Source organism: Brevundimonas sp. (assembly GCF_052436175.1).
Taxonomy (GTDB): Bacteria; Pseudomonadota; Alphaproteobacteria; order Caulobacterales; family Caulobacteraceae; genus Brevundimonas.
On sequence record NZ_JBQVNM010000004.1, the window covers coordinates 1 to 13,002 of the forward strand.

The 13,002-nt window shown below is 70.1% G+C and carries 10 protein-coding genes; 2 read left to right on the top strand and 8 right to left on the bottom strand.

From position 1 onward, the window contains the following. Positions 1–346 precede the first annotated feature (346 nt). Positions 347–1,990 carry a serine hydrolase gene (locus ACT6QK_RS01725; protein ID WP_444596102.1) on the top strand — a complete coding sequence of 548 codons (1,644 nt, stop codon included), beginning with the start codon at positions 347–349 and terminating at the stop codon, positions 1,988–1,990. A 4-nt stretch (positions 1,991–1,994) separates the two neighbouring features. Here ACT6QK_RS01725 and ACT6QK_RS01730 read toward each other — a convergent pair whose 3' ends face one another. From ACT6QK_RS01730 to prmC, 6 genes are all read right to left on the bottom strand, one after another. Then, a complete protein-coding gene (locus ACT6QK_RS01730; protein WP_444596103.1) occupies positions 1,995–2,735 on the bottom strand; it encodes a DUF4893 domain-containing protein in 741 nt (246 codons plus the stop codon). Positions 2,736–2,810: 75 nt separating this feature from the next. Further along, entirely contained in the window at positions 2,811–4,004 is a 1,194-nt protein-coding gene (locus tag ACT6QK_RS01735) for an FAD-dependent oxidoreductase (RefSeq protein ID WP_444596181.1), read from the bottom strand. Beyond that, the gene (locus ACT6QK_RS01740) at positions 3,997–4,680 is read right to left on the bottom strand and encodes a DUF4893 domain-containing protein (protein WP_444596104.1); all 684 of its coding nucleotides are present in this window, start codon (positions 4,678–4,680) and stop codon (positions 3,997–3,999) included. Before ACT6QK_RS01740 ends, ACT6QK_RS01735 begins: the two co-directional genes overlap by 8 nt. 149 nt (positions 4,681–4,829) lie before the next feature. Then, positions 4,830–6,032 (bottom strand): ATP-binding response regulator, encoded by a 1,203-nt coding sequence (locus tag ACT6QK_RS01745; protein ID WP_444596105.1) that lies wholly within the window; start codon positions 6,030–6,032, stop codon positions 4,830–4,832. A 73-nt stretch (positions 6,033–6,105) separates the two neighbouring features. Further along, the gene (locus tag ACT6QK_RS01750) at positions 6,106–7,056 is read right to left on the bottom strand and encodes a DUF4167 domain-containing protein (protein ID WP_444596106.1); all 951 of its coding nucleotides are present in this window, start codon (positions 7,054–7,056) and stop codon (positions 6,106–6,108) included. Positions 7,057–7,322: 266 nt separating this feature from the next. After that, positions 7,323–8,219: a peptide chain release factor N(5)-glutamine methyltransferase gene (gene prmC / locus ACT6QK_RS01755; protein WP_444596107.1), complete on the bottom strand. Its 897-nt coding sequence runs from the start codon at positions 8,217–8,219 to the stop codon at positions 7,323–7,325. Between the two features lie 129 nt (positions 8,220–8,348). Here prmC and ACT6QK_RS01760 point away from each other — a divergent pair, with 129 nt between their 5' ends. Next, positions 8,349–9,599 (top strand): YihY/virulence factor BrkB family protein, encoded by a 1,251-nt coding sequence (locus tag ACT6QK_RS01760; protein WP_444596108.1) that lies wholly within the window; start codon positions 8,349–8,351, stop codon positions 9,597–9,599. 6 nt (positions 9,600–9,605) lie between these two features. Here ACT6QK_RS01760 and ACT6QK_RS01765 read toward each other — a convergent pair whose 3' ends face one another. Both ACT6QK_RS01765 and ACT6QK_RS01770 read right to left on the bottom strand, forming a co-directional pair. Then, positions 9,606–11,798 (bottom strand): PBP1A family penicillin-binding protein, encoded by a 2,193-nt coding sequence (locus tag ACT6QK_RS01765; protein WP_444596109.1) that lies wholly within the window; start codon positions 11,796–11,798, stop codon positions 9,606–9,608. Positions 11,799–11,954: 156 nt separating this feature from the next. After that, a complete protein-coding gene (locus ACT6QK_RS01770; RefSeq protein ID WP_444596110.1) occupies positions 11,955–12,956 on the bottom strand; it encodes an alpha/beta fold hydrolase in 1,002 nt (333 codons plus the stop codon). Between the last annotated feature and the right edge of the window lie 46 nt (positions 12,957–13,002).

A 13,002-nucleotide genomic window follows, 5' to 3' on the forward strand; every position in this document is an offset into this window, starting at 1 on the left:
GGCGCGGGCGTGGGCGTGGGCGCCGGAGCCGGAGCGGTCTGGGCCATGGCGGCGCCGGCGGGCGCGGTTATGGCCACGCCGAGCAGAAGAAGAAGCTTGGAAGAGGTCATGGCCTCGAAATCCCCGGTACGCGGACGCTCACAATCGCGCCCGTCAAGGGTGGCTGACTATCAGTCAAGGAGGCTTGACTAAAGTTACATCTTCTTCATGTCCTTAAATCGGGTTCATAGTCCGGGCGATAGGGTGGCCTAAGGGCTCCCGAGAACCCTGGCGGAGGCCGAGCCCGGTGACTGGCGCGCGGGCGGTGCGGACTGTAGCCTCGGGCCCGTTGTTTCGGAGACCGCCCATGTCGCTTCGCCTGACCCGCCGTTCCGCCCTGTTCGCCTCTGCCGGCGCCGCCGCCCTGCCTTCGGCGTCCTGGGCGATCCAGGCGGCGAATGACGACACGAGCCTGGCCGAGGCGGTGGACGCCTATGTGAAGCGGGTGATGGCGGCCTGGCCGGACCAGCCGGCCCTGGGCATCGCCGTGGTCCGCGACGGGCGGGACGTGCTGACGCGCGGCTATGGGGTCAAGAAACAGGGTGACGCCGCACGGGCCGACGAGCACACCCTGTTCGCCATCGCGTCGAACACCAAGAACGTCACCGCTGCGGCCCTCGCCATCCACGTCGATGAGGGCAAGGTGAAGTGGGAGGAGCCGGTGATGACCCACATCCCCGGCTTCACCCTGTCGGTCCCGGTGTTCGGCGACCGGATCACGGTGCGCGATACGCTCAGCCACCGGGCGGGCTTCGGTCTCGGCGCCGGGGATCTGTTGTTCTGGCCCAACTCGGACCGTACGCGCGACCAGATCATGGCGGCGGTCCCGCACGTGCCGATCGCGGACGGCTTCCGCGCCGCCTATCACTACTGCAACCTGATGTTCGTGGTGGCGGGCGAGATCATCGCCCGGGTCTCGGGCATGCCATGGGAGCGGTTCATCCAGACCCGCATTCTCGACCGGGTCGGCATGACGGAGACCGTGCCCCTGATGGGCGCCGCCGATCCGGTGAAATCGGCCCTGCCGCACGGCCGCGTCGGGCCACCGCTGCGTTATCAGGGGCCGATGACCCTGCTGGCCAACAGCATCGTCGGCATCTGGGACTGGCAGGCGGCGGCGGCCGCCGGGGGCTTCTGCGCCTCGCCCGTCGACTGGGCCAAGTGGATGAAGGTGCGCCTCGCCATGGGCGAACTGCCGGACGGGACGCGGCTGTTCTCCGAGGCCGCCGCGCGCGAGATGTGGCGGCCCAACATCATCGTCTCCTCGTCCGAAGGCCCGACGGCGGCCCTGCCCGGCCGGGCCATCGCATCGACCTATGCGATGGGTTTCCAGGTTCAGGACTATCGCGGCGAGCGGTTGATCAGCCACGGCGGCGGCTCGCCCGGCGGCATCTCGGCCACCCTGCTGATCCCCGGACGCAAGGCGGGGATCGCCATCTTCTCCAACGCCGAGGAGAGTTTGATGCTGCGCGCATTGCGCTCGGGCCTGGCCGACATCGTGATGGGCAAGGCGGACTTCGACTGGATCGCGGATTCGAAACGGCTCGAGGCCGAGGGGACGCAGAAGTCGCTGGCCGCCGCCGCCGGGATCGACGCGAAACAGGCGCAAGGCGCCGCGCCCGCCCACCCGCTGGAGGCCTATGCCGGAACCTGGCGCGACCCCTGGTACGGCGACATCACCATCGAGACCCGCACCACCGGCAGGGGCCGCAATGCGAAGACCGGCCTCTGGCTCGCCTTCAGCCGCACCCCGGCGCTCAAGGGACCGCTGGAGCCCTATGACGGCGAGACCATGCGGACGCGGTTCACGGACAAGCGGGAGGAGGACCTGTTCATCACCTTCGCCCTGAACCCCGACGGCGCGGCGACCGCCACGATGAAGGGGGTCAGCCCCGACATCGACTTCAGCTACGACTATCAGGACCTGAGGTTGACGAGGGTCCAGGCCTGACCCGTCAGCGGGCCAGCTCCAGAATGTCCAGCTTCGATTCCTGCTTCGGAAAGGGCAGGACAAGACGCCAGCGGTTGTCGCCGATGCGTTCGACGACGCCGATCTGGTCGCGCTGGGGCTGTTCGCCATAGAGGGGGAAGCCGGTCTCGCCCGAGCCCCAGGCCTGGGCGCCGAGATAGACGAGGCGGCGGTCGCCGTCCGGATAGATCAGGCCGCGCGTGCGCTGCGATCCCGTCATCTTCGACAGGATCAGGTCGCCGCCGGGCGTCAGTTCGACCAGGCAGCGGAAGGCGGGATAGGCGACGTAGCCGAGGCCGGTTTCACCCATTTTGCCGAGCTTGAAGGTGCGGCAGCGGTATTCGCCGGGCGGGGGCTGGAGCCGGCCGGCCTGACCGGCGTTCGGATCGACGAGGGCGCCGAGGGTGCGGAGTTCGTCGCCGAACCCGGCGGCCCGGGCCTCCGACAGGGCCTCGCGCCAGGCGTCGTCCAGACGGGTCAGGCGGGCCGCGTCGCCGTCGGTGGCGACCGCGCGCCAGTCGTCGGTTCCGCCCTGTTCGCCGGGCGCGGGCGTCGGCGCCGTCTGGCCGGCTTCGGTCGCCGCCGCCTCGGCCGAAGCGTTCTCGGGCACGCCGGGGGCAGGCTCGGTGACGGCCGGGGAGGTCTCGGCGGGGGCGTTCGGCCGGTTATCGCCGCAGGCCGCCAACAGGGGCAGGACGGCGGCGGCGAGGATCAGAGGATGTCGCATCGGAACTCCTGACGATGACGCTGTTCAACGCCCGGGGCCTCGCCGGGGTTCAGCCCCCAGGATTCAGCGCAGTGTTCAGCGCCGGGGGTCGAGCAGCAGGCCCGACACCGTCGCGGCCAGCAGGCGCGGGGCGAAGGGCAGGCGCGCGACCTTGCCGAGGATGTGGTCGCGCACCCAGGGCAGGAAGGCGCCGTCGGCCTGATAGAAGGGGGTGAAGCCGATCGACAGGGCCTGGTAGAGGCGCACATGCCAGCGCCGTGCGGCGGCGTAGGCGTTCAGGGCGTCGGACAGGTCGGCATGGGTCACCAGCGCGTCGGACAGGGCCAGGGCGTCGAGCAGACCCATGTTCACCCCCTGCCCCAGCTGCGGACTGGTCGAATGGGCCGCGTCGCCGAGCACCGCCAGACGGTCGGCGGCCGGGCGGATCAGGGTGTGGTGGCCGTAGCGGGCCAGGGTGAGGCTGTCGGGATCGGTGATGGTGTCGAGGATCGGCGCCACCTCGGGCCACAATGACAGCACCTCGGCCTTCCAGGGATCGAGCCCCGCCGCCCGCCAGGCCGGATGGTCGTCGCCCTTCAGACTCCAGAAGAAGGTCGCCAGCCTCTCAGGCCCTCCACCGAATTCCACCGGCCGGGCGCCACAGGGCAAAACCCCGATCATCTTCGACGCCCCGCGATAGACCTGCTCGAGCGCCCCCTCGTCGAACGGGTCGCCCGGCCAGGGAACCGTGCCCCAGAGGCCCGACCAGTTCAGGTCCTGACGCCGGGCGCCGAGGGCTTTGGCGATGGGCGAACGGGCGCCGCTGGCGTCGATGACGAGGTCGAAGGCGGGGCTGGTCCAGCCGTTCGCCCCGGTCAAGCGGCCGTCGGAGACGGCGACGATCTCCCGCCCGGTCTCGAAGACGACGCCCTCGGCCAGACAGGCGCGGTGGAGGACGTGGAAGAGGGCGGAGCGGTGCACGCCCAACGACGCGCGTGGCGTCTTGAGGTCGGCGTAGGAAATGTCGAGCACCACCCGGCCGCGTCGCGCCTCCCGCCCGAAGATGTGGGTCAGGGGTTGGGCATAGCGTTCGACCTCGGCGGTCAGGCCCAGCCGGTCGAGCACATGCAGGCCGGTCGGCTGGAGCATGAAGCCGGCGCCGACCGGACCGGCGGTCTCGAACCGCTCATGCACAACCACGCGCCGCCCCTGCCGGGCCAGCATCAGGGCGACGGCGAGGCCGGTCGGACCGGCGCCGATGACCGCGACCGAAGACGGCGGTCTAGGCAGGGATTAGCTCGATCAGGTCGAGGTTGGACTCGTTCTGGGGCCAGGGGAGGACGAGACGCCAGCGCCGGTCGTCGATCCGCTCGAGAATGGCGACCAGATCGCGGTCGGGGCGGCGGCCGTAGGAGTTGGCTGCGGGCTCGGCGGCCAGGGCCATGGAGCCCAGCATCAGCATGTGCCGGTCGTCCTCGGGGAAGAGCAGGCCGGACGGGCGCTGGGAGCCGGTCAGCTTGGAGAATTTCAGCCCGCGCGGGGTCTGTTCGATCCGGCAGGCGAACCAGCCGTAGACGACATAGCCGAGGCCCTCCTCCCCGCCCTGGGAGCCCAGTTTGACGGTGCGGCAGCGATAGGCGCCCGGCGGAGGGGCGACCGATCCGCGCGCGGCGCGCGGCTTGATGAGGTCGCCGAGGGCGTCGAGGTCGCCCGACCCCGGCTGTCGCCGCGCCTGTTCGAGCGCCAGGGACCAGGCGGCGTCGCGGCGCTGATACCGATCGCGGTCCACGGAGGTGATGATGCCGCGCCAGTCCAGCCTCTGGATGGCCTCGGCCACGCCGCCGGTCGGCGGAGGCGGCGGAGGGGGCGGCGCCTCGGTGGCGCAGGCCGTCAGGAGCAGGAGGCCGCCGCACGCCGGGGCCAGTCGGGCGAGAGACGGACGCGAGAAAGACGAAGCCAGATTCATGAACCACCCTGGCGGGCCTGTCGCTGAAGCCGGTCCGCCAGGGGAGTCTAGAGCGAAATGGACGCCAGATGAAACCCGTCGGTTCGTCACGCGGCCCAGATTCAGGCCCAGATCGCGGCCCGGGTCCCGGCCCGGGTCCAGGTTCAGACTCAGGCGCGGCGCGCTATTCGGCCGGGATCGGGCGGGGGCGCCGGCCGGCGGCCGGCGGCCGTTCCATCGCCGAGAAGCCGATTGAGGATCGCCGCCAGAGCGGGCACGTCGAGGGGTTTGGTCAGGTAGCCGGCGAAACCCGCCGAACGGCCTCGCCGTCGGTCGTCAACGGAGGCGTTGGCGGTGACGGCGACGACGGGGATGGCGCGGGTCGCCTCATGCCGCGACAGCGCCGCCATGACGTCAAAGCCGTTGAGCCCGGGCAGATTGATGTCGAGCAGGATCAGGTCCGGCTGAATGTCCTGCGCCATGGTCAGGCCGAGAGGGCCGGTCTCGCCGACATAGAGGTCGAAGTCGCCGAGGGCCGACAGGACGCGCCGCATCAGCATGACATTGGCCGGATGGTCCTCGACATAGAGGATGATCGGCCGGGGGCGGGGGCAGGAGCCGGGCCGCGTCACCGCCGCCGGGCGGGGCTCGGCGCGCGAGGGGACCGAGGGCGGAAGGAGCAGGACCAAGCCGGGGGCGCAGGTCGCGGCCTGCGGCCCGTGCGCGCGTCCGCGTTCGATCCGGCCGTTCATGGCCAGGGCCAGTCGGCGGGCCTCAGGGAGCCCCGGACCACCCAGCGGCCGGCTGCGCGGTTCGCTCTGAGAGCAGAAGGGGCGGGTGTCGCCGCCCGGCCGATGCGGGGTGCGGGGCTGGCGACCGGCGACGGCCGCCTCGACGAAATCCCGGCCACGGCGCACGGTCAGGACGATCTCGGCGCCCGGCCGACATTCCATCAGGATGTGGGCGATCATGGCGTGAAGGGACCGTCGCACCAGGGCCGGGTCGGCGGCGGCGTAGGCGTCGGGGTCCGCGTCGGGTTCGCACAGGCGCACGTCGAAGCCGGCCAGACGCTCGCACAGGGTCTCGCACAGATGCCGGGCGGCGCGGCCGACGTCGACCCGTTCCAGAACACTCGCCGCCGGGCCCATCGCATCCGCCCGATCGATCTCGGTTTCGACCAGACCGAGCAGACGCAGTCCCGCAGCCCTTATGGCCGCCAGGGCCAGGCTCTGATCCGGCGTCAGCGGTTCGGCGGCGTCGGAAAGAAGGGATTCGGACAGGCCGATCACGGCGTTCAGCGGCGTCCGGAATTCATGCCCCAGATCCGGCGTTGCGCCGGCAGGATCGGCGATCTCTGACTCTCGGCCGTGCATGGTCATCCCCATTCTGACGAGAAAGAGGATGCAACCCTTAGGTTTATTTCAGATTAAACCTGAAGTTGTTTGGTCAGTCTTCGGACGCCGCGGCTTCCGGCTTGCGGCGCGGGGCGCGACGTTTTGGGGCCGGCGTCTCTTCGGACGGCGCAACGTCTTCGGCGGGGGCCGAGGGCGTGGCCGAGCGTGTCAGGAAACCGGGCAGAGCGGCCGGGGCGTCGTCGGCGTCGCCTTCACGGGGCATGCGGGCGCGGCGGGGACGCTCGCTGCGAGGCGGCGCGGCCTCTTCGGCGACAGGCGCCGGAGCCTCGTCTCGCGACTGTTCGCCGGCCTCGGCCGTCAGGTCTTCCGGAGCCTCGCCCACGCCGCCTTCGGCTTCGAAGCGGCGGTTGCGTTCCTCGCGGCGGCGCTCCCAGCGCTCGCGGCGGGTCTCGCGGCGGCCGCCCTGACCCTCTTCGCCCTCGGCGCGGGGTTCGCGGTCTTCACGAGGCTGGGCCTCGCGTTGCTGACCTTCACGTTGCGAGTTGTCGCGGTTCTGGTCGCGATCCCGGTTCTGGTCACGGTCGCGCCATTCGCGGCGACCCTCGGTCTGGTCCCCGTCGCGGCCTTCGCCGCTGTGGTTTCCGCCGTTCTGGGCGCGCTCAGCGGCCTGCTGGGCGGCGAGGAAGGCGGCGGCCTGGGCGCCGGATTCGTCCTCGAAGTCGATGTCGAAGCCCTGGTTGGACAGTTCGCGCGCGGCGATTTCCGACACCGGCCGGGCCGGTTGGAGGGCGCGCAGGACGCGGAAATAGTGTTCGGCGTGCTGGAGATAGTTCTCGGCCAGCACCCGGTCGCCCGAGGCCGTGGCGTCGCGGCCGAGCTGCAGATAGCGCTCATAGACGGTCTGGGCATTGCCCCGGACCTTGATGTTCTCGGGCCCTTGCGAGTCCCAGGAGCGGTTGGGGTTGGCGTTGTTCGCGTTGGCGCCGCCGGTCTTGTTCCGGTTGCGTCCGCGCTGACGCTTCATGCCCTTGAAATCTCTCATGCGAGCTTACCGTGCTGGTGAGGGTCGCCCGTCGCGTGAGGACAGGCTGGACCCGTTTCGTCATTCCGGTCGGTCGGGGCCTATCCCCGGTGCGATATGTCGGAACCTGGCGTCGCCCTGTGGTCCGCCGGCGCAGGAGTGAAGCGCCGACCGTCACTGTTCCAGACGCCGAGGTTCGGGCTCACGAGCCTGAATCGATTGCGTTTGAATGGGAGACGAGCCAGCCTTAGCGCGGCTCGGGCCGGTTTCCAAGCGGGATTTGTCGATCAGTCCTTCGGGATCGGATTGACGCGCGGGTCCAGGCCGTTGGTGACGACGCGGTCGCGGTCGCCGAGATCCTTGACGATCTTCACGTCGGCGAAGCCCTGGGCCTCGAACAGGGCCTTGACCTGCGGGCCCTGATCCCAGCCGATCTCGACGGCGAAGACGCCGTCGGGCTTGAGCACCCGGGCGATCTCCGGCGCGAGGTCGCGGTAGGCCTGAAGGCCGTCAGGCCCGCCGTCGAGGGCCAGGATCGGGTCGTGCTCGCGCACCTCGGGATCCAGCCCGGCGATGTCGTCGGTCGGGATGTAGGGCGGGTTGGACACGACCAGGTCGAAGCTGTGGTCGGCGAAGCCGGTCGCCCATTCGGTGCGCAGGAAGGTCGCGCGATTGTCCAGCTCCAGCTCGGCGGCATTGTCGCGGGCCACGGCGATGGCCTCGAACGAGATGTCCGTGCCGACGCCGGTCGCCGCCGGCCGCTCCGCCAGGATGGCCAACAGGATGGCGCCAGAGCCCGTGCCCAGGTCGGCGACGGTGAAGGCCTCGTTCTTCGCATGGGCCAGGACGGCCACGTCGATCAGGGTTTCGGTGTCCGGCCGGGGGCTGAGCACGTCGGGGGTGACGTTCAGCATGATCTTCCAGAAGCCCTTGCGGCCGAGGATCCGCGACACGGGTTCGCGGCGCAGGCGGCGCTCGACATAGGCGTCCAGCTGGGCCTGCTGTTCCGGCGTCACGACGCGGTACGGATCGCTGAGGATGTCCATGCGCGTGGCCCCCGTCGCGGCCTCCAGCAACAGGCGGGCGTCGATGGACGGACTGTCGATCCGGCCGGTCTTCAGAACGGCCTGGGCGGCCTTCCAGGCGGTCAGCAGGGTGGGGGCGGGACTGTCGGAGGCGGTCATGGCGGCTGGTTATCAAATCGCCGCGACGGATGCGACCGTCCGTTTGTGCTGGCCGGGAGAGGGAGCAAACCCTAGGAAAAGCCGAACTCTCACGCCGGAACGGAGACCAAGCGTGACCGTTTTGCCGTCATGTCCGCACCCAACGCCCGTTTCCTCGCACGCCTGCCGACCATGACGGGGCGCGGCGTGTCTTCAGTCTGGAAGTTCGTCGGCGCCGCCGTCGGCGGGCTGGCGGCCGGGGCGGCGGCGGCGCATCTGCTGTACTCGCAGGGGCACAAGGTCGGGGTCGAACTGCGTCGGCCGCGACCCGAGCCCCTGCCGCCGCGCGAGCCGACGCCCGAGGACTATGAGGCGCGCGACCCCGGTCGAGGCCGGCTGGCCCAGCGGCCCGAGCAGATTCCGCACAAGGGCTGGGTCGACATCCTCTGGCGCACCGGAGCCGCCTATTTCGGCGACCGGGTCGGGTTCTTCGCCGGGGGGGTGACCTTCTTCGTCGTGCTGTCGATGTTCCCGACCCTGGCGGCCTTCGTCACCATCTACGGCCTGTTCGCCGACCCGGGCGACGCCTGGTCGCGACTGCAGTTCCTCTACGCCTTCCTGCCGGCCAATGTGGCGGAGTTCATCGGCCTGCAGATGCAGCGGCTGGCCGAGAATTCGACGCGGGAGATGACCTTCACCCTGGTCTGGACCCTGGCCCTGTCCCTGTGGGTGGCGAACAACGGCATCAAGACCCTCTTCTACGGCCTGAACGTCGCCTATCACGAGGTCGAGAAGCGCAGCATTGTCCGGTACAATCTGATCTGCCTGGCCTTCACCCTGTCCGGGCTGGCGGCGGTTCTGGTCTCGGCGGCCCTCGTCGTCGGCGTGCCGGTGGTGCTGGGGGTGCTGGGCCTGACCGAGGAATACCGGCTGTTCGACTGGCTGAGATGGCCGGTGCTGTTCATCGGCTATGTCGCGGCCCTGACCGTCATCTATCGTTTCGGCCCGTGCCGGGCCCGGGCGCGCTGGCGCTGGCTGACGCCGGGGGCCCTGTTCGCCGCGACCCTGAGCGTCAGCGTCTCCTTCCTGTTCAGCTGGTATCTGACGACCTTCGTCCGCACCGACAGCTACGGCCCGCTCGCGGCCTTCATGGGCTTCCTGCTGTGGATGTGGATCTCGGTGCAGATCATCCTGATGGGCGCCGAGCTCAACGCCGAGATCGAGCATCAGACGGCGATCGACACCACCACGGGCCCGGCCATGCCCCTGGGGCAGCGGGGCGCCCTGGTCGCGGACAGCGTGGGGCCGCGGCGAGGGTCGCCGGCGGCCCTGACCTTTACCCTGAAACACGCCGAGGCGGTGGCCGACCGGCTGATGAAGCGTCGGGCGAACCGGAAGTAGGCGGCGTCAGAAGAACAGGGCGTCCGACTTCTTCTCGGGCGGCATGGCCGGCTCCGGCCTCTGGTTCGGCGGATCGACGGGGCGGACGCGGGCCGGGGGCGTGGGTCCGCGCGTCGGGGCGGCGGTCTGGCCCGGATACTGACCCGAGTACTGGCCCGGGTTCTGGCCGGAACCCTGCATCGGACGCCCGGAGGGCTGGACATAGGGCTGGCCCTGGTCTGGATCGACCGGCTGGCCCGGTGTTCCGCCATAGGGGTCTTCCAGCCCGCCGATCATGTCGCCGACAGGGTCGATGACGGTCGGCGTGGGCGGGGTCCAGCCCTCGGGCATGGGCGGGCCGTTGGGGATGGACTGGACCGCCAGGCGCGGCAGGGCGGCCTCCATGAAGCCTCTCCAGATGGCCGAGGGGGCGCCGCCGCCGGTGACGCCGCGCATGGCGGTGTTGTAGTCCTTGCCGACCCAGACGGCCGTGACGAAGCCGCCGGTATAGCCGACGAACCAGGCGTCCTTGTAGTCCGAGGTGGTGCCCGTCTTGCCCGCCAGATCATAGCCGGCGACAGCGGCCGAGCGCGCCGTGCCGCTGGTGACCACGCCGCGCAGCATCTGGTTCATGTAGTAGAGGGACGGGTTGTTGATCGCCTGTCCGCCGGCCTCGGACCGGGCCGCGCGCTGATAGATGATCCGGCCCTGGGGCGTGCGGATGCGCTCGATGCCCGAAGCTTCGACGCGGCGGCCTCCGTTGGCGAAGGCGTCATAGGCGGTGGCCATCTCGATGGGCGAGACCTCGACCGCGCCCAGGGCCATGGCGGGCTCCAGCCCGATGCGGCTGGTGACGCCGAGGCGCCGCGCGGCGCGCGAGACATTGTCGCGCCCGACCTGATCCGCGACATAGGCCGCCACGGTGTTGGTCGACTGGGCCACGGCCTGGGCCAGGGTCATGGGACCGGCGAAGGTGCCGGAATAGTTCCTTGGCGACCAGTTGCCGATCTGGACCGGCTGGTCGACGACCGGGGTCTCGGGCGTATAGCCGGCCTCCACCGCCGCCAGATAGACGAAGGGTTTCCAGGCCGAACCGGCCTGACGGCGAGCATCCACGGCGCGGTTGAACTGGCTGTCGGCGTAGGAGGCGCCGCCGATCATGGCGCGCACCCGGCCGTCGCCGTCCAGGGCCACCAGGGCCGCCTGCTCGACGCCCTTGGACCCGTCGCGGGTCAGGATCCGGTTGACCGACCGCTCGGCCGCCGTTTGCAGGGTCAGGTCCAGGGTGGTCTCGACGACCATGTCCTCGGTCGGTTCGCCGACCAGGCCCCGGATCTGCTTGTCCAGCCAGTCGATGAAGTACTGGGCGTGCTGGCTGGCCAGGGTGCGAGAGACGCGGACCGGCTCGGCCACGGCCTGGGCGCGCTGGGCCGGGGTGATGACGCCGGTCTCGACCATCTGATCCAGCACCACTGTGGCGCGCCCGGCGGCGCGCTGGGATTCCGACACCGGCGAATAGCGGGACGGGGCCTTCAACAGGCCCGCCAGCAGGGCGGCCTCGCCCACGGTCAGGTCCTTGGCCGGCTTGTCGAAATAGCGCTGGGAGGCGGCCTCGATGCCGTAGGCCCCGGCGCCGAAATAGACCCGGTTCAGATAGAGGGCCAGGATCTCCTTCTTGGAAAATTTCAGCTCCAGCCAGACGGCCAGGATCAGCTCCTGAGCCTTGCGGCGCAGGTTCTGGTCGGGCGTCAGGAACAGGTTCTTGGCCAGCTGCTGGGTCAGGGTCGAGCCGCCCTGGACCACCCGTCCGGCCCGGACGTTGGTCACCATGGCCCGGCTCATGCCGATCGGGTCGAAACCGGGGTGATACCAGAACCGCCGGTCCTCGATGGCGATGAAGGCGGCGGGCACATAGTCGGGCAGGCTGTCCAGATCGGCGGGCGGCGCCATCTGGGTGCCTCGGGTGGCGATCAGGGCGCCGTTGCGGTCCAGATAGGTGATCGAGGGCTGGCGATCGACATTGTAGAGGCTGGAGGTATCCGGCAGGCCGCGCGCGAAGACGGCGAAGAAAACCACGACGAAGATCAGGCCCCAAACCGCCAGCACGGCGCTCCAGTAGAAGAACCGTTGCAGTCCGGTGCGCCGGGGCTTCCCGCCGCCGCCGGCGCCGCCGCCGTTGCCGGGCCTGCCGTTCGAATTGCCGTAGCCCGGAGCCGCCATCGCCGTCCTCGTGTCTGCCCGCCGTTCTCTAGCGGGCGTTCGTCTTCATCGAAACGCCCATGATGGTGAACGCTTGGTGAAGACTTCACGGGAGCGTGAAGCGGCTTTCCGCCGAAATCAGGGCGGCGGGCTTAAAGCGGCGTCACGTTCGGGGGGCTACTTCGCGATGAAGGCGTCAAGCTCGGCGAAGAAGGCGGCGGGCTGGTCCAGCATGATGAAGTGGGCGCTGTCGTCGATCCGCTTCAGGGTCGCGCCGGGCAGGTTGGCGAAGGAGGCGCGATAGATCATGTCGGTGATCTCGGGCGTCATCCGGGCGTCGTTGAACTTCACATAGACCACCTCGACCGGCGCCGTGATCTTCGGCAGTTCGGGGCGCAGGTCGGTGACGATCAGTTCGCGGAAGGCCGAGGCCGAGACCGCGCGGTCGCTGGTCGCGGCGTCCTCCAGAGGCCCGGCGCGCAGGCTCTCGGTGTTGATCATGCCGGTGACCGAGGCGGCGGCGCGGGCGTTGTATTCGGCGTCCGGGCCGCTGGTCATGCCGGTCCAGACCTGATCGGCGGTGGGCGTGACCTGTTCGGCGGTGACGCCGGGGGCCCCGAACATCGCCCCCATGAAGGGCACCATGTCCACGACCATCAGCTTGCCGACCAGATCGGGGTGACGGGCGGCCAGCATCATCCCCATGGTGCCGCCCATGGAATGGCCGACGACGATGGGCTTGGTCAGGCCCTTCTCGCGGATGTAGCGGGCGATTTCCTCGGCCACCGGGGCGGCGACGGGGGCATGGCCGCCGGCGGGCGGGGCGTTGCCCTCGGCGGGGGCCCCGGCGAAGCCCTGGACGTGGATGCGGTGGATGCGCCAGCCCACGCCGTCCTGGGCGGTCAGGTGATCGACCGTGCTCTGCCAGACCTCGGGCGAGGAGCCCAGGCCCGGGATCAGGATGATGTCGCGGCCGTCCATGTCGCCGTCGACCCGGACGTGCAGCCGGTCGGATTTGAAGTCGGCGTGATGGTGACCGTGATCGGCGTGGGCCGAGGTCTGGGCCGCGGGCGCGGCATGGGCCGCATGGGCGGCGTGGTTCGCATGCCCGTCCTGAGCGATCGCTGCGGCGGGGGCGGCCAGAAGGGCGAGGGCGGCGGCGAGAACGAGACGGGTCATAGACAACTCCCTGGGATCTGACGGCGCTTTTACACGCATTTACTTT